The following is a 22,265-nucleotide window of genomic DNA, read 5'->3' on the forward strand; positions in this document are numbered from 1 at the left end:
TTGGATGGAATCGTTAAAAAGGCGTTAAAAATTGAACTTTAAAACAATTAGTTTAAAATGAATCGCTAAATCCAAAGGCTTTTTTTTACTTTTAGTGTCAGTCTAATGCTTAACATGTACCCCATGAAGAAAACACGCATTTTAATAACAGTTGTATTAATCGTTGCAGGTCTGCTAATTGGAAATTGGATATATGGCAATATCCTTTCAAAAAAAATTGAAAATCAGCTAGAGAGACAAATCGAGTTAGTGTTTGAAGGAGCGGAGGTGACATTTGATAAAGTTAATGTTAATCCACTGTTCTCAAAATTAGAGTTTTATGGATTGCAAATTGTAAGTGATGATGGAGTGGAGTTATTCAGTAGTACTGAAGCTAAACTGGGTATGCCATATTCAGAGGCTATGCGCTTATTGAAATCTAAGAATTTTGAAGAGGTTAAAACCTTTAGCATTCACCTGTTCGATAGTGCAGTATTTATTGAAGGAGTTGATGATAAGTTATTGGTTGATGATTTATATTTTTCTTTTAAAGGACACTTAACAAAGCAAGATCTGGAACAGTTGAATGATAAATTTCCAGATCAAAAGCAAGCGGTTAAGGTTGATGCCAAAGGCCTAAGTTTTGCCGATACACCATGGATGGATGCTTTGGGTTTTACATCTGAGCAAATCAATCGCTTTAATAAAATCGATAAGTTAACCGCTGATTTAAGATTTAATCCGGATAAGCAAATTATACAGCTTAACGATGTATTGCTACATTCACCTTTAGCCACCTATACTTCTGTTGGTGAACTGAGTTATGAAGGTGAAGGGTTGGAAAAAATGAAAGTAACACATTCGTCTTCATCTATAGAATTAAAACTGAATGATAAAGGTATAGAGTGGGGAGACCCTGAGACCAATGGTAAATACTCGCTTGATAATTTATATGTCAAAATGGATGGCGATGTAAGTTATGAGGATAGTTTACCTCAAATTCATTCACAATCAACTCAGCTTTTACTCGAAAATTTATCAGTGGAGTATGCCGGGGCAAAGAAAGCTGAGCTAGAGGCGCAAACAGCATTGCTTGGTCTGAAAATGGATAAACTGACGGTTAAAAAACTGGCTATCAGTTCTAAGATTGAAAACGATTTATTAGTTATCAGCCAAGGCGAATTATTATCATCGTTAATGAATGCTGAATTGGAGGCTAAAATCAAGATTGATGAACGTCATCATAAAGCATCGCAAATTGAAAAAGCAACATTAATAGTCAGTGAGCTGGCTCCCGGTATTGAAAATGCATTGACAACATTTGAGTTAATGACGATGCAGTCGTTACCGCGAAAAGGCAAAAGCATTGTGTTAGAGATGAGTGGCGATGTAACGCGTCCAACTATTAAAGGATTAAGATATTAAAGAATTGGAATACAAGGTGAATGAAACCGGTTTAGTGCTCGAAGGTGGAGGCTTTAGAGGCATTTTCTCGGCTGGTGTAATGGATTATTTTCTTAAGCGAAAACTACATTTTTCCTATGCTATTGGTGTGTCAGCTGGTGCGGCCTATGGTATTTCGTATGCATCGCAACAGTTTGGACGCAATCGGGTTATAAATGAGAAATATACAGCTGATCCGCGATATATGAGTTGGGGCAACTGGATAAAAACGGGCAACCTGTTCAATCCGGATTTTATATATGATGAAATAACTAATCGCCTGGTGCCATTTGATTACGAGGCAGCTTTTAATTCGTTTTGCGATTTCAATATAGTTATTACCAATGTTGTTACAGGAAAAGCCGAGTACTATTCGAGCAAGCAACTGAACCAAAATCAACTGCTAAAAGCTATTCAGGCCTCAGGTAGTTTGCCAATGGTTTCGAAGATGGTGGAGTTTAATAATGGTTTATACCTCGATGGCGGTGTTGCCGATTCAATACCTATTCATCAGGCTTTTAAAAGTGGCTGTAGGCGGGCTGTTGTTATTTTAACCAGGAATCGTGAGTATCGTAAAGAGCCAGCTAAATTTCAATGGTTGATTAAGTCGAAATATGCTAAATATCCCAAGCTGGTCGATCAAATCTTGTCAAGAGCTGAGCACTACAACACAACACTCGACGAACTTGAACACTTAGAGAAAGAAGGCAAGGTATACATTATTCGTCCGAAAGCACAAATGATGGTTTCACGAATTGAGAATAATCCACAGAAGCTCGATTTGCTTTATCAGCAAGGTTTTAATGAAATGAATGAAGAGTTTGATGAGCTAATGAGTTGGTTGAAGGGTTGAGAACTATTTTGTATTTTCCGTTTCCCATTTGGGGGGTATTGAACTGGTAAATTGTTGAACTGTTAAAGTAGTTTTTCAGTTTACCAATTACTCAATATCTACATTGGGTCATTACCAATGGGGCCACGCGTCAGTTCAATAATAGTAATTTCAGGTGGCATGCCAACACGTGCCGGCATTCCAAGGTAACCTAGTCCGCGATTGACATACAGAAACTTGTTTCCTTCGTTGTATAAACCAGCCCATCGGCGGAATTTATATTTAGCCGGACTCCACTGAAAGTTTTTGAACTCGATACCAAATTGCATGCCGTGTGTATGTCCTGCAAGCGTTAGGTCATAATCATATTCCGTTTTAACTTCTGCATCCCAATGATCCGGATCGTGCGATAGAAGCAACTTAAATGGAATTGCTTCAGTTCCTTCTGAGGCTTTCTTTAAATTACCATATTGAGGAAAAGGTGGATGACCCCAATTTTCAACGCCGGTCACTACTATTTTGTCACCATTCTGCTCAATGGTTCTCGATTGGTTATTCAGCAGGTTAAAACCTAAGCGACCATGTGCCGCTTTTATTTGATTTAGATTATGCTCTTTATCGCTTGCAGATGGCCATTTTGAATAATCACCATAATCGTGATTGCCCAGTATGGAGTATTTACCAATACGAGCATTTAACTTGCAGAAGACCTTCTCCCAACCTATGGTTTCTTCGTAGAAGTTATTGACTAAATCTCCGGTAAAGCATATTATATCAGGGTGTTCATCGTTGATAAGGCGAACAGCCTCTTCCATTTCTTCGTAATTCGAATTTAAACTGCCCAGGTGTAAATCTGAAATCTGTACGATTTTTAATCCATCAAAGGATTCGGGTAGGTTAGGAAACGATAATTTGCTGTAGCGCTTACTAAAGGCAAAACGTCCTTTTATAACGCCAAATAGTAAAGATACAAATGGTGCAGAAGCTACAACAATACCCACCTGGCTCAGGAATTTCTTACGAGAGATGCTTGGATAGCGTCCATCATTCATCTTCTTTATTTTGCCATTGCTCGAAAACTTACTTTTAATTTTAATGGCTCGGTGTGTGAGTTTGTATCCGATGTAATAAAAAAGTTTCGGCAGGTAAATCAGTAGGTAACCGACTAGTAGCCACTGAAAAACAACGTAGGTATAAGCTGTACTTGTTGTTTTTATTATGGCAAAAATGGTAGAGAAGGATAATATAAAAAAAGTTGGTATACTATAAAACCAGAACGTTCCCAACGGAAAGGCAAAATGATTGATTTTCTTGTTATCATCTGTATGAATCAAACGATGCAGTAAGAAATCAATTAAAATTGTAAAAATCACAAACCCCACAAATGCTCCCAAACTGTATTTCATTCGTCATTCTTTCGTTACTACTAAACAACTCCTGATCCCGGTGTTTTGTTACGCAAGAATACTGCAAAGGTTTTATATACCAACGGTATATATACATTTTTTAAGTTTTTTTATTATAAAATCGGCTTGTTAATCAGATAAATAGGAATGTGCCAGAAGTCATAAAAGCTATCGACCTAAGCATCTAATCACCTAATGATCTAACCACCTAATTGCCTATCTACCCACCACAACACCTGCAAAACCCATTGAGAATAATATTTCGTGGTAATGCGCTTTTGTGTCGTGTAAATATGCATAGCGGTAACCCATTTTCATTGGGAAGACAAAACGAAACGGGTGAAATTCACCTCTAACTTCGGCGCCAACCGAGCAGAAATCACGCTGACTCTTTATCCAGTTATTAGTTGCTGTTTCTTGAAGCCTGATTATGGCATGCGAATAATCGTAGAATAAATTAGCCGTAATACGTTTTAAATATATTAGGCCGGGAATATTAAAATCAGGATTAGCAACCGGCAACATATAGTCGGCCTTAAATGAGTATAAATCATCATTGCTCACACTATTCACTCCTCGCGGAAAACGAGCGAAGTCACTGAAGCCTTTGTATATGTTATAAGTGTCGTTGGAGTAGTAAAAATCCCCTCTTTTTTTCTGATGCCAGTCATTATCTATGCGAATAGCATGATGGCGGCCAAAGCCTGGGAAGTACAAACGTGTATGAATTCCGAATATACTTCCGTAATCAGAACCATCAAAAGGTGTATTGCGATATTTTAATTCCACAATTTGCCCCCACCTTGTTGCGACATCGCGCTGAGTGGTTCGCAATAAGTTATAGGCAAAAAGGGAGTAATCCGTTGATTTGATATTGAAACCTTGATAGACTTGCGTTTCAACATAATCAGGCACATACTTACCGTCTTCCTGTATGGGCATGCCATCTTCCCCCAACTTTAAATAATAGCGGTCGTAATTAAAGTTGTCCGATGTTTGGTAGGTTAACCCAACTGATGGTTGAATGCTTCTAACATATTTTCCTCGCGTTAGATTTAATGGTAATTGCATTTCAAAATCAATCAGATAATGATTAGGTTTTGCATCATAAATGTTAATATACCAGTCTGTTTCATTCAGATAACCACCTTCTATTGATTCATTTCCGGCTTTCATCTCCAAATTAAATACCGGCCACCAGGCTTGGTACGACAGGTTAAGGTTGAATTTCTCGCGCGAGTATTGTTTATCGGCATTGTAACCTGCTGTAATGAAAGTTGTATTTAGTAAGTTTTGCGACATAATGCTGGCTCCTGTTGTCACTTCAGTATCATCAATATTAATGAAGGCTGGTGCCCAGGTGTGGAAATTAAACACGTTCCATTTGGAGTATTTTTTTGATGTGTAAGAGCTTGTTTCAAGTTGTTTTAGTTGTGGAAGTCCTTTTTCATCTTTCTGTAATCGTGTTATTATTTGCTCATTGGGCAAGGGTTGAATGGTGTATTTTTGTGCGTTTATTTCATTCAGTTTAGTCATAGCAACAAGGTAGCCATCAGATGTGTAGCTCTGATAAAAAAGTTGATTGTTTTGAATGGAAGGAAAGGCCGCTCCGAATTTTGATTCTGTCAGTTTTTCCAGTTTTCCTCCATTGACTGATACCCTGTATAGATTCTCAATGCCGTTATACGAGCCTGTATAATATACTTGTTGTTGCTGAAGTTTAGGGAAACGTATTTCAGAGAATGATGGTTGGGTAATGCTGTTCCATTGTTCAGTATTTGGTTGTAAGGTTACTATTCGTTTACCTTCCTTCGAAAGCAATATCATCACCAATAGTTTTCCTTCTTCATCCCACGATGGCGTCATGGGATAGGCATTGTCAGGTATGGATATAGTTTTAATTAAGCTGCCATCTGATGTGTTTAATAAGTGAATGCTGAACTCATTGCTTAATGAAGTGTGTATGACGGCAATGATTTGTCCATCAGGAGAAAGAGCTGGAGCTTTGTAGCGGCTCGCTTTAGTTATTTTCTGTTGTTTGTCAGTGTTCAGGTTAAATGTTCTGATAACAGAAAAATACTGGTTGTCCCAGCGAGGATGTTGTTCCAGTTCAGACCATACAATAGTATTATTGGCATAGGAAAAGGGTTCGCTACTTCTACTGCCTGTAATCAAAAGTTTCTCTTCTTCGCCTGTGCCAATGTCAATCTTTGCAAAATGGTTTAATTCACCTGGTCCGTTTACTTCTGCAATAACATGTCGCTCGTCAATAGGAGTGGGGTAATTATAGTTTTTATATCGCTTATCTCTGTTGGTTATTATTTTATGTTTGTCAGTCGTTATGGAGTCATTAAACTGTTGCCATCGGTCTTTCCAGTTGGCATAAACCTCATTGTATAAGGGGACTTTGTTTTTGCCCGTTGTCTTTTTGAGGCCCCTATTAAAAGGTGTTATTGACCACGGTTTCTTACCGGCTTCATCTAAGGCTTTTTCCCAAACATCTGCACCATACTTATGGCGGGCGCCGGCTACATACAAATACCCCATGTGGTAATGATTGGGTACATAATCTTTATAAGAGCCAAAGTAAGCTTTGTCGTAGTGATAGATTTGCTTTTCAAGCACCTGCGCTTTTATTTCTTGTTCAAAAGCGGGACGACGACCACGACCAGCCTGACTTAAAGTCGTTTCGGTAACAACAGCATCTCCCTCTAAAAACCATAATGGTGCGTATAGGCCTAAAACAGCGCCAATGGCTTGTTGTCCAAATGGGATAGTCAAAAATTTGGTGAAGCCCTTATTTAACTTGTCAATTTGAACCACATGGCGGAACTCATGTATCGCTAATTGTTCTAACCAATCCTGCGCCATCATATCCTGATGAGGCGTTGGGTAAATTTCCATTCGTTTGGGAGCCCACGAAACAAAACCATTGGAGTAGGCTGATTTAGAGTGGATCAATACCGGTATGGGTTTAGGTGTATGTTTTAAGGTGTATGAGCCGTATTCATAAAGAGAATCCAACATAGCAATAAAGCGTTTGGCTTCACTTTCGAATTCCTCAGGGTAAACGACTTTGAATGTTTTAGAATTAACCTGTCGCCATTGAGTATTGGCAGGATCGGATCCCGAACTGTAATACTGTGCATTGATACTAATTGATAGGAATAAAAATATGGTGATTAACAGACTTAGCTTCATGGTTTATTGCTTCTTTGCTCATAAAAGTAAAAAGAAATTTGTTACAAGCTGTTTGGTTTAAGATGAACAACTTAATTAAAGAATTAAATAGCTATTTAGAATGAGGATAAATAGATGATAATCTGAATGATAAACTTTACTTCGTTGTATCGATATTGTAATTTGTGATAAACCTAAATCTAAAAGGAGGATTGCCATGTCACAAGTCAGTTTCACGTTTACCGTAATGTTGGACGAAAATGAATTTATCCGTGTGGATGATCATTTGTACACAACACGATGTTCTTTGCAACGCGAAGAGCCAAAAATTCATATGATTGATAAATGTTGTTTGGATGTTTTAAAAGAGTTTGAGGGCAATATAACACAGCCCATGGTTGAGGAGTGGTTATTGTTATCAAAGGCTTTGGATCAATCATGTAATTTTGAACGTAAGTGGGATGATAAAAAGATATTGAAAGAGCTCATTGCCGGAGCACAACATCCGGTATCGTGGTATGCTGCCCACTGCAGGGTTAGCTAAGATTAACTTTTCATGGACGGTAACAGCTGCAATAATTAGGTTATTGCAGCTGTTCTTTTTTTGAAAAATGTTATTTTCGTGAGCTGTATTATTAGCAAGTACTTAAACACAAGAAAATGATTGATTTTACACAAGCTACCATTCAAAATATCGTTGTTCATCAAATTGGTTGCAGGGCCGAAGCAGAAGATATTCGTTTTTCGAAGGGTGAATTGCAGTTACACGACGATGAGATGGTTATCGAGGTGTTAAAACAATACTTTTTTAAGCCTTTTAAAACAGAAGCTTACTTTAACTTTCACCATGAAGAGAACATTGAGCAAAACCTGATGTTTGGTTTGGTAGATGCTATTTTCAATAACTCAGCACAGTTCTACGATAACTCCATTGCCATAGCTAATCATTTGTACGAGCAATCGAACCACCCTAAAATTAAAGGCGGTGAGTTTTATATGGTGCTATTTAATAACTGTGTGATTGATGGTGAGATAGTTGATGCTCTAGGTATTTTCAAGTCAGAGAATAAAGATACTTTCCTAAAAGTGATGTTGCGCGATAATAACTTCGAACTGGGGGCTCAGGAAGGCATCAATATTAAAAAGCTCGATAAAGGTTGTTTAGTTTTTAATACAGAAAAAGACCTTGGTTATAAAATTTGCTCAGTTGACAATATCAATAAAGGCAATGAAGCGCATTTCTGGAAAGATGATTTCCTGGGATTAAAACCACGTGAGGACAATTACTACTTTACTAACAATTACCTGCAAATGTGTAAAGGTTTTGTAGGAGAGGTGTTTAATGAAGAAAATGATGTGGAGCGCCCGGATCAGGTAGATATGCTGAACCGTTCCATGGAGTATTTTAATAAACATGCAGCTTTTGACGAGAAAGAGTTTGAGAAAGAAGTGATTCGTCAGCCGGAAGTGGTGGATGCTTTCCAGGATTATAAAAACTTTTTTGAGTCGGAGAAAAATATGCCTTTACAAGATAGTTTTGATATTTCAAAAGATGCTGTTAAGTCTGAGAAAAAGCACTTTAAGTCGGTATTGAAACTTGACAAAAACTTTCATGTGTATGTGCATGGCAAGCGTCAATATATGGAGAAAGGTTTTGATAGTGCCCGAGGTCTGAAATTCTACAAGCTATATTTCGAATACGAAGAGTAAAAGGATGTTCAACGTATGATTGAAGAATGAAGATGTTGGGCGGTTGAATTGGTGAATGGATTTTTTATTTGGTAAATTGATTAATCGATGAACTGAAAAACTGGATAGTTGGTTATTTTCAACTAATTACGCATCGTGCTTTCTGCAAGTTGACGGAATCGGTAACTCAAAACCCGTAAACTCAAAACTTGGAACTGAAAACCAGAAACCAAGAACTTTAAACCCGAAACCTGTCGCAACATCCTATTTGTATCCATAAAAGTCATCCAAAGGCGTTTGGGCCAATTCGTATATAAACTGGCTGATAACCTGGCAGAGATCATTGAAGAAGCGTTCGCCTTTTTCTGAGCTTGATTTACTTGGATTACCAACACCGGTGTCGTTACTTATTTTTGTCCATTCACGTTCGCCCCAGGCCCAGCTTTGATTGAGGGCATTGACCTTAAACGCTTTATTTTGCCCATTACCGGCTTCTGTGAGCGGTCTGACCAGCTCGGGGTACAGGTACATCATCAGGCTGCTTTCCATTTCGTCAGCATGGTCGCCTGGCATCGTAAAATATTTGCTTCTGTCCAATGCCTGAAACCAGTTACAGGTAAGAAGCTTCTTACCAGGAAAGTTCATGCCTACTTCACGTATTATCGTCTTGAAATCATTGCCTCCATGCCCATTGAAAATCAGTAGTTTATCACATTGTTTAAAGACAGATGTGGCCACATCATTAATAATGGCCTGTTGAGTTGAAGGCAGCATATTAATAACGTAAGGAATATCTGTTTGGCCTGTATTAACACCAAATGGTATTTCTGGTAAGACTAATGCTTTGGCCCCTTTATCGTTAGCCAATTGTGTCGCCTGCTTGATGATAACACCATTCTGATAATTGTCAGTGCCATAAGGTAAATGAAAGTTGTGAGCCTCAGTAGCTCCCCATGGTAATATGGCTAAATCAAATTGCTGTTTGTTAATAGCCTGAAGGTTGAGTTGCACTAGTTGCATAGCTTTGTTATTAAATGGACTGATAAAGCTGATAACTGTTCATCGAGCGGAATCGAGGTATTCTTCACCACCTCGATTCCGCCCAGTGAACAGATTTGGTTGAATTATTTTTTGTTCTTCACGTATTTTTCTAGCCACTGGTCTTGTTCCCACAACATGTGCAGAACGGATTCGCGTGCGCGGTAACCATGGCTTTCAGATGGTAGCAAAACCAAACGAACGGTAGCACCTAAGCCTTTTAAGGCATTGAAATAGCGTTCGCTCTGCATGGTATAAGTTCCTGAGTTGTTATCTTCAACACCATGGATTAATAATAATGGATGCTTCATTTTAGAGGCATTCATAAAGGGTGACATGGTATTGTAAATATCCGGAGCTTCCCAATAGTTGCGCTCTTCGGCCTGAAAGCCAAATGGCGTCAGCGTACGGTTGTATGCACCACTGCGAGCAATACCGGCGGCAAATAAATCGGAGTGCGTTAAAAGGTTAGCTGTCATAAAAGCACCGTAGGAGTGACCTCCAACAGCCACACGTTCTCTGTCAATATAACCTTGTTCGTCTAGATAATCAATCGCTGCTTTGGCATTAGCTACTAACTGAGGTACAAAACTATCATTAGGTTCCTCTTCGCCTTCACCAACAATAGGGAAGGAGGCATCATCCAACACGGCATAGCCTTTCATGACCCAATAAATTGGCGACCCATAATAAGGATAAATAAATTCATTGGCCGATGTAGTTACCTGGCCAGCACTTTGCTTGTCTTTATATTCAGTAGGGTAAGCCCACATTATTAAAGGTAAGCGTTCTTTGTTGTTCATGTCATAACCAGCAGGCAGGTAAAGTGTTCCTGATAGAGGTAAGCCGTCTTCACGTTCGTATTTAACCAGCTCTTTGTGCACACCAGCGATACTCTTAAATGGATTTTCGAACTGGGTAATAGGCTGTGGTGCTCGACGCGACTTAATATTACGCATGTAGTAATTCGGATAGTCAGTTGGCGATTGAATACGCGTTATTACTTGCCCTTTTCTGATGTTAATGATTTTAGAAATAGTTTCCAGCTTGTCTTTGTTTGATGCCTGGTATAAGCGTACAGTCTTTTTCGACGCTAAGTTCATTTTGTCTATAAACGGCTTTTGACCTTCTTTTGAAAAGCCATCACCTTCGAGGTAAACATAGCCTTTGTCAACAACCAAAATATTGCGGTTATATTGGTTGCGCTCGGTAATAAAACTACCCGGGTCATTGTATTTATCTTGGTAGTTTCTGTCGTTTAGTATTTCTGGTTTCTTAGTTGCATCTGAAGGATTGAACAGGTAGGTTTTTTGATTTCTTGTATTCCACCAATAATCATATGCAATGGCAACGTTGTCATTACCCCAGGTAATACCTGCAAAGCGGTTGATTGATTTAAAAATAGACTTTGGATCGGCCGTAAATGGAGCAGGCAATTCAAATACTTCATCGCGGAAATCGGCTTTTACCTCAGGGTCTCCTTTATCAAGTACTTCAGCCCAATAAAGTGTGGCGGGCTTGTCGGCACGCCAAGAGATATTACGTTTGCCAGTGCGTTCAGCCATAAAGCCTTTAGGTAGTTCCTCAATTAACGGTACTTTTTCGATCGACTTAATACTTTTACCGGCCTTATCCATCAATACATATTCGGTTGGGAATCGACGGTAGGGTACGATGTATGAAAAGGGTTTGCTCACGATGGATACAATGGCATAATTGCCATCAGGGGAGAAGCTAATGTTGCGATAGATAGCTTTAGGTGCCCAGTCTTTTACACTTCCATCAAGTGAGATGACTTTTAGTTCTGATTCAGCCAGCTTCATAAAGTTATCTTCATCCATCTTATCTTTCAATAAATCCTGGTAGGTTCGATTTTGGGCTTTCTGACCTTCGTTTACCGACACAATAGGACCTGTTGGGATAGAAGTGCTTTTATCGGTTATAGCTGCGCGGTTAGCAGGCAGTACTTTAGCAATAATGGCATTGTTGTCTTTCATCCAGGTAAAAGGACTACCCAGATTACCATTAAGAGTGGCTTTGGTTAGTTTATGAGCTGCTGCATTCTCAATATCGATGTACCACAACTCAGTACCATCAGAAACGGTATTGGTAAAAGCCATCTTGCTTTGGTCGGGCGACCAGGCAAAGTTGGCCAGGCGAGCTTTTTCAGGCATGCCTTTAACATCAATAATGCCACCCTTTTTCTTCATTAGTTTAATGTTGTTAGAGAAGCGGGTGCGCGATGAAACATTAGTGATAGGATTGGTGCGGATACCTGCCAGCTTGATTTCTTTCTCCGACAGCTCTTCAATACTTTTATACTGATTCCGGTAGATTAAAACGATGACCGAGCCATCTTCGTTTATAGCTGTTGATGGAGGAAGTGGCACATCGGCTAAATCCATTATTTCTTTGGAAGGTTCCTGATAGGTTAAATCTACCTGTGCCGATGTCGTAAAGCAGGCAAGCATGAGTAATGCAACTAGTAAATTGATTTGTTTCATATTAGTTATGGGTTTAAATAAACATCCAGATAGCAGGACGCGTAGATTAATATGTTGTAATAAAAAGTCAAGGTAGTATTTATACTTCAACTATCCAACATAATGTAGAAACAAGTATGGCAAAAAAATCAGTGTTAATTTGCAGATAGAACTTAGCTTGTAAAGCACGTTTTTTTTAAGGTGTTTTGTTTAGAGGCGAATGCCATGCTTTGGTATCTGCTTAAACTTTCTTCGGGGCTTCTTTGTGCCTTCTTCGTACCTGCTAAGGCTTAATCTCGCTCCCAGCGAGGTTAATCCCGAATGAGACTCATTGATGGTTGGATGCAGGGGCCTAGCAGAAAGGCAGAATGCTTTGTAGATTTTGTGAGAAATAGCAGTTTGATGTGGTGTTATTTATACCAACTTTCGTGTTGTGTGGGGTAATTGTTTCTGTTCAAGAAGATTATGCATTTTAAAAATACTTTCCGTAACTTTTTGATTGCGAAAAACGCGAACTTCTTTTTATTAACAACAAATAATTATTATGATGGAAACTGGTCACGAAGAACAAATGGTAAGCTTACCCCGCATAGGAGATCCCGCTCCTGAATTTAAAGCTGTCACAACACAAGGCGATATTAATTTTCCAACAGATTACAGAGGCAGTTGGGTTATTCTTTTTAGTCACCCTGCCGACTTTACGCCGGTTTGTACGTCTGAGTTTATGACTTTTGCACACATGGAGGATAAATTTCATAAGGCTAACTGTAAACTGGTTGGTTTATCTGTTGATGGATTGTATAGCCATATTGCATGGTTGCGCACCATCAAAGAGAAAATTGAATACAAAGGCATGAAAGACATTGAAGTGACTTTCCCTTTAATTGAAGACATAACCATGAATGTGGCTAAAAAGTATGGTATGATTCAACCTAATGAAGATACCACCAAAGCTGTGCGGGCGGTGTTTTTTATTGATCCGGCAGGCATCATTCGCGCTATGGTTTACTATCCATTAAGCCTGGGCCGTAATTTTGATGAGCTGTATCGTGCTCTTATCGCTATGCAAACAGCCGATGAGTTTGGTGTGGCTACCCCTGCCGACTGGCGTCCGGGTGATGATGTAATTATTGGCCCTGCTGGCTCTTGTGGTACGGCTAAAGAACGCATGGAGGATTCAGATATCGATTGTAAAGATTGGTTCTTCTGTACTAAAAAGCTCGATAAGGATTTGGTATTGAGTAAAGTACTAAAAAAATAACTTGTGGTATTGGCATGATACAGTGAGGCCAACTCATGCATTCATTAGCAACAGCCCCAAACGAGCATGTCAAGCCATGTAGAGGCTAAAAAAAATCCTGTGCTACACATTTGTAACACAGGATTTTCACATGTAATTTAAACCCAATCTATAATTTTTCTATTACTTCTTCCATTTCTTCCAGTGATTTACCTTTTGTTTCCGGTACCATTTTCCAGACGAAGATGGCCGATAAAACACTCATCACACCGTAGAACATATAGGTCATTCCACCACTAAATTCCATCATGGCTGGGTAGGTCGATGAAATAAAATAATTGGCGGCCCATTGAGCTGCTACAGCAATAGCAATTGCGCGTCCGCGAATTTTGTTGGGGAAAATCTCACCAATCAATACCCAGCAGATAGGTCCCCAGCTCATCATAAACGAAGCTGTGTAAACAATGATAAACACTAGCGTGCTGATGCCAATTACTTCGAGGAAGGATAGCGTACCAATGGCAATCATACCCACCGCCATACCAATGGAGCCGGTAATCAGTAGTGGTTTACGCCCCCATTTGTCCACGGTGAGGATAGCAACTACGGTAAATATCACGTTGATTAGTCCCATCACAATGGTTTGCAGCATGGATGCATCTTTGGCCGCTCCCATGCTTTCGAATATGCGTGGAGCGTAGTACAGCGCCACGTTAATACCAACAAACTGCTGGAATACAGAAAGCAAAATACCAATAATAATGACTTTTTTACCGTAAGCCATCACGCTTGATGATGACACGGTTTTTTGTACCGTTTCTGTAATGTCGTTTAAAATGTTTTTAGCGGCGTCCAGTCCGTTGATGCGTCCCAGGATGGTTAAGGCCTTGTCATTATGTCCCTGCATGGCCAGGTAGCGCGGTGTTTCAGGTACAAAAAACAGTAGTATGGCAAACAGTCCGGCCGGAATGGCTTCGGACATAAACATATAGCGCCAGCCTGTTTTGTTAATCCATTCGATGCTTTGACCTTTGGCAATGGACCAGTTGACAAAATAGACTACCAGCATACCAAAGATAATGGCAAATTGGTTGAACGAGATGAGGCGACCACGCATATGTGCCGGTGCAATTTCGCTGATATACATGGGGCTGATAGCTGATGCAAGACCAACACCGATACCACCAATGATACGGTAGAAGTTAAACATGTAAAGTAAGCCCATGGTGGCTTTGCCCGGTTCGAAGAACAGGATTTCCGGCTGGCCCGAACCAAGGGCTGATATAAAGAACAGGATAGCGGCTACCATTAGCGATTTTTTGCGTCCCAGGCGGGAAGCCAGCAAGCCAGAGATGGCTCCACCAATGATACAACCAATCAGCGCACTCGAAACGGTTGCGCCGTGAGCAAACGAGCTGAGGTTAAGCCCGTCAATTAAAAAGGCCTGAATGGATTTCTCAGCCCCTGAAATAACAGCTGTATCATACCCAAAAAGCAACCCGCCCAAGGTTGCCACCAGTGTCAATAGCATGATATAGCCTAAGTTTTGTTGTTTTTCCATAGTCCCGGATTTAATATAGTCAGTAGTTGATAGCCAGTGGTCAGTAGTATCACATTGATTGAATGCCTCTACTGACTACTGACTAAAAACTACTTAACTGTTTTAAATATACATGTTAATTAACTGCTCATAACGCTCTTGCCTACCACTAATTTTGGCTGGCTCGCCAACTTCTTTAGCATAGGTACGCAAGTCTTCAAGGCTTAATTTACCGGCAGCGAACTCAGCACCTTTACCGCTGTCGAATGAAGCATAACGGGCTGATTTCAGTTTCAGGTAGTCGCTGTTTGTTAAAATATCGTCAGCAATCACCAAAGCACGGGCAAATGTATCCATACCTGATACGTGCGCAATAAAGATGTCTTCAAGATCGGTTGAATTACGACGTGTTTTAGCATCGAAGTTAACACCACCACCTTGTAAACCTCCGGCCTGAAGAATGACTAACATCGCCTGCACGGTTTCAGAGATATTGGTTGGGAATTCATCTGTATCCCATCCGTTCTGGTAATCACCTTTGTTGGCATCGATAGAACCTAACATACCGGCATCGGCGGCACACTGCAATTCGTGCTCAAAAGTGTGTTGTGCCAAAGTGGCGTGGTTCACCTCAATGTTTAATTTGAAGTCTTTGTCTAAGCCATAATGACGTAAGAAGCCAATCACAGTCTCAGCATCCACATCATATTGGTGCTTCGAAGGTTCCATTGGCTTAGGCTCAATCAGGAAGTTACCAGTAAAGCCGTTCTTGCGAGCATAGTCGCGTGCCATGGTTAAAAACTGTGCCATGTGCTCTTTTTCGGCTTTCATATTAGTGTTTAATAAGGACATATAACCTTCGCGGCCACCCCAGAAAACGTAGTTCTGACCACCTAAGGCAATGGTGGCGTCAATGGCGTTCTTTACCTGTGTGCCGGCGTGTGCCAGGGCTGTAAAATCAGGATTGGTTGACGCACCGTTCATATAACGAGGGTCGGAGAAAACGTTAGCTGTTCCCCACAATAGGTTCACACCTGTTTCTTTTTGATACTGTTGCGCAACAGGGATCATTTTGCTCAGGCGCTCTTCAACTTCAAAAGCAGTGCCGTTACCAACCATGTCAATATCGTGGAAACAATAGAATGGGGCACCAATTTTTGTGAAAAATTCGAATGCAGCATCCATCTTGTACTTAGCACGATCGATGGCATCAGTGCCTTTGTTCCATGGGAAAACCTGAGTGCCTGAACCAAATGGATCGCCACCTGTGTCACAGAATGTGTGCCAGTAAGCAATAGCGAAACGCATGTGCTCTTTCATTGTTTTTCCGGCAATTACTTGCTCAGGATTGTACCATTTAAATGCCAATGGATTTTTTGAATCTCTGCCTTCATAGGCAATTTTTCCAATACCAGGAAAAAAATCGTTACCTGTTGCCATGATTTGTTGTTTTTATATCAGAGACTGAATCTTTGTTTGTGTTAAGTAAACCTGATAATGTGTTTAAGATTCGAGCCTCCTTTTACTTGATTATTATTTAATTGTCGAATTGATGAATTGTCCTCAATCTTCTGTCTCCCGTCTTCCGTCTTTACTCCAATGCTTTTTTCCAATTCTTATATGCCACTTCCAATGCATCAATATTTTCTGCTATTGGACGAATCACATCCACCTTCTCTAATGATGCGAAGGCTTCTTCCAGTGATTTATATAAGCCAGCGCCGTATGCTGCACCGCGTGCTGCACCTAAAGCACCATCTGTTTCGTATAGCTCAATGGTGGAGCCTGATATATCGGCCAGTGTTTGGCGAAAAATAGGGCTGAGGAACATGTTGGCTTTGCCGGCACGAATAACCTTTGTTTCGATGCCTGTTTGTTCCATCACTTCCATGCCGTACTTAAAACTAAAGGCAATGCCTTCTTGTGCGGCACGTAGCATGTGTCCTCTGCTGTGGATGTTAAAATTCAGATTTTTAACAGTGGCCCCCGGGTTGTCGTTTTTCAAAACGCGCTCGGCACCATTGCCAAAAGGGAGAATCAATAAACCATCACTGCCAGGCTCAATAGCAGACGCTTCATCATTCATCTGCACATAATCCAAATCGGCAGCGACATTTTTCCGCAACCATGAATTGAGAATGCCGGTACCGTTGATGCATAGTAATACGCCCAAACGGTTATCGATATTAGTGTGATTAACGTGTGCAAACGTATTTACACGTGATGCCGGGTCGTACTTCAACTGGTCGCTCACACCATAAACGACACCTGATGTGCCGGCTGTAGCTGCTACTTCTCCTGGATTTAGGACATTTAAACTAAGTGCGTTATTAGGTTGGTCGCCTGCGCGATACGCAACGGCAATACCAGGTTCTAAGTTCAGTTCTTTGGCTGTTTCTGGACTGAGCAGACCTTGTATTTCGAACGTTTCTTTAATGGTAGGAATCACCTCTTCGCTAAAACCATAATTTTCCAGTAGCTCTTTTGAAACGGTTTGTGTTTTGAAATCCCAAAAGATACCTTCAGACAAGCCACTTTTGGTAGTTACCATTTCTCCGGTTAGTTTGTAGGCAATGTAATCGCCAGGCAACATAATTTTATGGATTTTGGCAAAGGTGTCCGGTTCATTTTCTTTGACCCATTTCAGTTTGGAAGCTGTAAAGTTACCCGGTGAATTCAACAGGTGTGACAGGCAATGCTCTTCACCTATTTCTTCAAAAGCCTGGTTGCCATATTGGACGGCACGGCTATCACACCAGATAATGGCGGGGCGCAGCACATCACCATTTTTATCTACAGTTACTAACCCGTGCATCTGGTAAGAGATGCCAATGGACTTGATAGTAGATTTGTCAATATCAGATGCTTCTAACACATCTTTTAAAGCTAGTTTCAGGTTGCTCCACCAGTCCAATGGGTTTTGCTCTGCCCATTCTGCTTGCGGACTGGAGATAGCCATTTCTTCTTTGGGATAAAAGGCTGAATTAACAGCCGTTCCTGTGTTAACATCAAGCAAAGCAACTTTTACTGATGAACTTCCTATATCGAATCCTAATGAATACATACTTTTCTATTTGTGTACTGTTCTGTACTGGTATGGTGCAAATCTATAAAAAAAGAATCACGACTATAGTGATTCTCTGAAAAATATTTTTGTAGGTACGCAATAATCCATTTCTATGTCGCTGGAAGCGAAGGATGCAGCCTTTTGTCCCATTAATTTAAAATCAGTAGAAATAACGGAGATGCCCTTGTAAATGAATTTCTTCATAGGTGTTTCGTTATAGGATAAGATGCCCACATCAACACCTGGTTCCAGCTTGCGCTCTTTGCATTGTTCCAGTATATGCCCCAGCATGCGGTCACTTACGCAGAAGTACATATCGCCAGCTCTGACGCTTAGTTCTTCTTCGTTAGTTAAGCGTAAATGCTCATATTCTTTGTTGTCGCAATAGTCTTTAAAGCGATCTGCTGTGATAACAGGGTGATTGGTGTATGTAGGATACACCATTATTTTACGCTTGTATTTATTAATAAGGTGGTCTGCTTCGTACAGCGCTTCAAATACCGGCTCACTAAAATCCTGGTATAGTTTATTATTAAAGTGTTTAATGTTTGTATTCCAGTCGATTATCAGTGTTTTGTCAGCGGGTAAAGTGCTAACGATTTTGGCTACTTCCGGGTGGTCGAAAGGCATAATAATGTACTTGCTATAACGGCCTCGACTATCATTAATTAGCTTTTTAAACAGCTCAATATTATAGTGATGGAAGTGTACATCAGCAATGGTGTCCTTATTTAAATTGCGGACAAACTCACCATATAAAACTTCTTTATAGGCTTTAAAAGTATCGAGGAAAAGGAAGACTTTACGTCCTTCTTTAGCAACGAAATAGCCTTTGTTGGGTACCGATTCAATAACGCCTTGTTCCTTTAAAATACCATAGGCTTTAAACACGGTGTCGCGCGATAATTTGTAGGTTTGGCATATCACATTAACCGAAGGTAGTTGGTCGCCTTCATGCAGTTTATTTTCGGCCAAAGCATTCACAACAGTATCGACCAACTGCTGAAACTTCGGTATTTCGCTATGAGAATTGATTGTAAATTTGATCATCAAACCAGTCTTTAAGTGTTCTGTTCTGGTAGGTGTAAATATAGGTTTAATTCTGGATTAGTGCTTTCAAAACTTGTTTTTTTCTCATTTAATGGTTTGATTTGTAAGGTTGGCTTTTGAGTATGATGGATGCCTTTAATAATTGGCTAATGTGGCAACAATTGGTGTAATACTCTTCATGTCAACAATTCTTATGCAGGTTTGATCCTGTATTATACGACTATTAAGATAAAATTTAGTTAAATAACCCATCCAGAATGTTATGAAACAGTTACTACACTTATTATTGGTTGCTGTAGTTTGTGTAAAATGCACGTCTCCATCAAACAACTCAGCAATAGAGAAACAAAGCTATCAGCATGAATTTCAAAACACAGCATTGAGCATTGACCAACGTGTCGACTTGCTTATCGATGAACTAACATTGGAAGAAAAGATTGGTTTAATGGAGAACACGGCACAGCCTGTTGAGCGTTTGGGTATTCCGCAATATAACTGGTGGAACGAAGGATTGCACGGTGTGGCACGATCAGCTCCGGCTACTGTTTTTCCACAAGCTATTGGAATGGCAGCAACTTTCAATCCTGATTTAGTGGAGCAGGTGGCGACTGCCATATCCGATGAAGGACGAGCTTTGTACCATGCGGCCATTGAAAAAGACATTCATAAATGGTATTTGGGTTTAACCTATTGGTCGCCCAATGTGAATATTTTCCGTGATCCACGTTGGGGAAGAGGCCACGAAACTTATGGTGAAGATCCTGTTTTATCAGGAACGATAGGCGCTTCATTTGTTCGGGGTTTGCAGGGAAATGATGATAAATACCTTAAAATTGCAGCCTGTGCCAAGCATTTTGCAGTTCATAATGGACCAGAAGCTAAGCGTCATTATTTTGATGCTTCGACCAATCAAAAGGACTTAAACGAGACGTATTTGCCTGCTTTTAAGCACTTGGTTGATGAAGGTGTGGCTGGGGTGATGTGTGCCTATAACCGCACCAATTCTGAGGTGTGTTGTGGTAGCCCTACTTTGTTGCTGGATGTGTTGCGTAATCAATGGAATTTCGATGGTTATGTTGTGTCTGATTGTGGTGCTTTATATGATTTTCATGTGTTCCATAAGATTAGTAAGGATGCGGTGGAATCGGCTGCTATGGCTTTGAAAGCCGATGTTAATGTTAATTGCGGGAGTGTTTACCGACACCTTGATAAAGCCATTGAGCAAGGCCTGGTCAATGAAAAAGAGTTGGATGCAGCCTTGACCAAGCAACTAAAAATACGTTTTCAGTTAGGTATGTTCGATCCCCAAGAGGAGGTACCTTACTCAAAAATTCCATTATCTGTTGTTGGTAGCGACGAGCACAAAGAATTATCGCGCGATGTGGCCAGAAAATCAATGGTCTTGTTAAAAAACAACGGCGTTCTTCCGCTAAAAAAAGACCTGTCGCAATATTATGTAACGGGCAATAATGCAGCTGATGTCAACGCCTTAATGGGTAATTATTATGGCGTGTCCAAAAATTACGTAACCGTGCTCGAAGGAATTGCTAATGCGGTTGCTCCAACCAGTATTGTGCAATACAATCAAACCATTCTGCTGGAGCAGGAAGTGGAACATACCAATACAGGTCAGGTTTGGAATGCCCAGTTTGCCGATGCAGTCATTGCTGTTGTGGGTATCTCACCTTTGTACGAAGGAGAGAATGGTGATACGCCATTTTCAAAGACGGGGGGAGACCGCGATAAAATTGAATTGCCGGCTAACCAAATTAAATTACTTAAAGCATTAAAAGAAAAATGTACTGATAAACCATTGGTGGTGGTCGTCATGTCGGGCAGTGCCATAGCTATGCCTGAGGTACACGAACTGGCTGATGCAATAGTTTGGGCCTGGTATCCTGGTGAACAGGGAGGTCATGCGCTGGCTGATATTTTGTTTGGCGATTATTCACCATCAGGGAAATTACCTTTTACCATGTATGAATCGACTGATCAGCTGGGAGATTTTGAAGATTATAACATCGCCCAAGGTGGTTGGACGTATCGCTATTTTGATGGAGAACCACTTTATCCATTTGGTTACGGTTTAAGTTATAATACCGTTGACTATAAATGGAATGGCGATCAAGAAGTTCAGATGAAAGCAGATGAATCTATTCAGGTGGAGTTAACAATTACAAATACTGGCTCGATGTTACAGAACGAGAGTATTCAGTTGTATGTAAGTAAAACCGATGCTGGTTTTGTTACGCCAATATGTGCGCTTAAAGACTTTAAAAATAGAGCGATTGCACCGGGGGAGACAAGCAATGTTTCGTTTGAAATTAATAAAGAAACTTTGTCACAGATTGATATGGACGGACAAAAGGTGCTACCACTAGGGGAATATAAATTATTTGTTGGCTCTTCAAGTCCTTCGAATCGATTAAAGTCATTAAACGGCATGAAGCCATTAGAGTTGACTGTTGAAGTGATTGAGTAAGACAGTAAGAAGTCAATATCAACCAAATCCTTCTCATATGAGGAGGATTTTTTGTTTAGGGCAAGTAACCAGTTCAATTAATCTTTGTTATCCTGTTTCAAATGAACAAAACCCCAATATTTTGGTATATGATAATAGAACTAAAGACATTAGTTTTGGGTCTTTAATCACAATATACAATGAATGTACATCAACACGAAAAGAAAACCTTATGGGTCGTTCTGCTAACGGCCATTACTATGGTGGTTGAGATTATATTTGGCCTCACCACCAATTCAATGGCCTTGCTGGCCGATGGTATTCACATGGGCTCGCATGTTTTGGCTATTGGTTTAAGCTGGTTGGCTTATGTGATTGTGCGTAGAGTATCGAAGAAAGAGAGCTTCAATGGCAATTCAAATAAGATCCTTTCTCTATCAGGCTATAGCAGCGGATTGATGCTATTGCTTTTTGCTATTGTGATTATGGTTGAGGCTATTGAACGCCTTTATAATCCGGCCAATATTGTTTATAAAGAAGCTATTGCAGTGGCAGTAATTGGTTTGGTAGTTAATATTGTCAGCGCGTTTTTATTGCATCACGATGACGAGCATTCGGACCATAATATCAAGGCTGCATACCTGCATGTTATTGCCGATGCGTTAACCAGTTTATCTGCTATAATAGGTTTGTTTGTAGCGATGGTTTGGGATATTCCGTTTATTGATACCATTGCGGCCATCATCAGCTCGTTGGTAATTATTAAGTGGTCGGTTGGTTTGCTGAAGAATTCGGGTGCCGACTTATTGGATGTGCCGCAGGACCATAAGCATCATCACCATCATCATTAATAGAGT

Annotated in this window: 15 protein-coding genes; 7 read left to right on the top strand and 8 right to left on the bottom strand. The window is 40.2% G+C overall.

The window, feature by feature from the left end:
• Positions 1–123 precede the first annotated feature (123 nt).
• Together J1N10_RS13530 and J1N10_RS13535 are read left to right on the top strand one after the other, a co-directional pair.
• Positions 124–1,404, top strand: coding sequence for a hypothetical protein (locus J1N10_RS13530; RefSeq protein WP_262327255.1), 1,281 nt, complete (start codon positions 124–126; stop codon positions 1,402–1,404).
• 4 nt (positions 1,405–1,408) lie between these two features.
• The gene (locus J1N10_RS13535; RefSeq protein ID WP_262327256.1) at positions 1,409–2,275 is read left to right on the top strand and encodes a patatin-like phospholipase family protein; all 867 of its coding nucleotides are present in this window, start codon (positions 1,409–1,411) and stop codon (positions 2,273–2,275) included.
• Positions 2,276–2,373: 98 nt separating this feature from the next.
• Here J1N10_RS13535 and J1N10_RS13540 read toward each other — a convergent pair whose 3' ends face one another.
• Together J1N10_RS13540 and J1N10_RS13545 are read right to left on the bottom strand one after the other, a co-directional pair.
• On the bottom strand, positions 2,374–3,660 hold the full coding sequence (locus J1N10_RS13540; protein ID WP_262327257.1) for a metallophosphoesterase: 1,287 nt from the start codon (positions 3,658–3,660) through the stop codon (positions 2,374–2,376).
• Between the two features lie 216 nt (positions 3,661–3,876).
• Complete coding sequence (locus J1N10_RS13545; protein ID WP_262327258.1) at positions 3,877–6,861, bottom strand: TolB family protein; 2,985 nt, start codon at positions 6,859–6,861, stop codon at positions 3,877–3,879.
• Positions 6,862–7,057: 196 nt separating this feature from the next.
• On the opposite strand from J1N10_RS13545, the gene J1N10_RS13550 reads away from it, so the two are divergent.
• Together J1N10_RS13550 and J1N10_RS13555 are read left to right on the top strand one after the other, a co-directional pair.
• Entirely contained in the window at positions 7,058–7,384 is a 327-nt protein-coding gene (locus tag J1N10_RS13550) for a hypothetical protein (RefSeq protein ID WP_262327259.1), read from the top strand.
• Positions 7,385–7,500: 116 nt separating this feature from the next.
• On the top strand, positions 7,501–8,550 hold the full coding sequence (locus J1N10_RS13555) for a nucleoid-associated protein (protein WP_262327260.1): 1,050 nt from the start codon (positions 7,501–7,503) through the stop codon (positions 8,548–8,550).
• Between the two features lie 243 nt (positions 8,551–8,793).
• Here the strand turns inward: J1N10_RS13555 and J1N10_RS13560 are convergent, their stop codons facing one another.
• Positions 8,794–9,549, bottom strand: a complete 756-nt coding sequence (locus tag J1N10_RS13560) for a creatininase family protein (RefSeq protein WP_262327261.1) — start codon at positions 9,547–9,549, stop codon at positions 8,794–8,796.
• A 104-nt stretch (positions 9,550–9,653) separates the two neighbouring features.
• Positions 9,654–12,071 (bottom strand): alpha/beta hydrolase family protein, encoded by a 2,418-nt coding sequence (locus J1N10_RS13565; protein ID WP_262327262.1) that lies wholly within the window; start codon positions 12,069–12,071, stop codon positions 9,654–9,656.
• A gap of 523 nt (positions 12,072–12,594) precedes the next feature.
• Between J1N10_RS13565 and J1N10_RS13570 the strand changes: the two genes are divergently transcribed.
• The gene (locus J1N10_RS13570; RefSeq protein WP_262327263.1) at positions 12,595–13,311 is read left to right on the top strand and encodes a peroxiredoxin; all 717 of its coding nucleotides are present in this window, start codon (positions 12,595–12,597) and stop codon (positions 13,309–13,311) included.
• 148 nt (positions 13,312–13,459) lie between these two features.
• On the opposite strand, the gene xylE is transcribed toward J1N10_RS13570, so the two are convergent.
• From xylE to J1N10_RS13590, 4 genes are all read right to left on the bottom strand, one after another.
• Positions 13,460–14,851, bottom strand: coding sequence for a D-xylose transporter XylE (xylE, locus tag J1N10_RS13575; protein ID WP_262327264.1), 1,392 nt, complete (start codon positions 14,849–14,851; stop codon positions 13,460–13,462).
• A 102-nt stretch (positions 14,852–14,953) separates the two neighbouring features.
• Complete coding sequence (gene xylA, locus J1N10_RS13580; protein WP_262327265.1) at positions 14,954–16,270, bottom strand: xylose isomerase; 1,317 nt, start codon at positions 16,268–16,270, stop codon at positions 14,954–14,956.
• Positions 16,271–16,421: 151 nt separating this feature from the next.
• Complete coding sequence (locus J1N10_RS13585) at positions 16,422–17,894, bottom strand: xylulokinase (protein ID WP_262327266.1); 1,473 nt, start codon at positions 17,892–17,894, stop codon at positions 16,422–16,424.
• A gap of 63 nt (positions 17,895–17,957) precedes the next feature.
• The gene (locus J1N10_RS13590; RefSeq protein ID WP_262327267.1) at positions 17,958–18,947 is read right to left on the bottom strand and encodes a GntR family transcriptional regulator; all 990 of its coding nucleotides are present in this window, start codon (positions 18,945–18,947) and stop codon (positions 17,958–17,960) included.
• Positions 18,948–19,209: 262 nt separating this feature from the next.
• Here J1N10_RS13590 and J1N10_RS13595 point away from each other — a divergent pair, with 262 nt between their 5' ends.
• Together J1N10_RS13595 and J1N10_RS13600 are read left to right on the top strand one after the other, a co-directional pair.
• Positions 19,210–21,429: a glycoside hydrolase family 3 C-terminal domain-containing protein gene (locus J1N10_RS13595; protein WP_262327268.1), complete on the top strand. Its 2,220-nt coding sequence runs from the start codon at positions 19,210–19,212 to the stop codon at positions 21,427–21,429.
• A gap of 179 nt (positions 21,430–21,608) precedes the next feature.
• Positions 21,609–22,259 (top strand): cation diffusion facilitator family transporter, encoded by a 651-nt coding sequence (locus J1N10_RS13600; RefSeq protein ID WP_262327269.1) that lies wholly within the window; start codon positions 21,609–21,611, stop codon positions 22,257–22,259.
• Positions 22,260–22,265 lie beyond the last annotated feature (6 nt).

Origin of the sequence: Carboxylicivirga litoralis (assembly GCF_025499605.1) — a bacterium.
Lineage (GTDB): Bacteria > Bacteroidota > Bacteroidia > Bacteroidales > Marinilabiliaceae > Carboxylicivirga > Carboxylicivirga litoralis.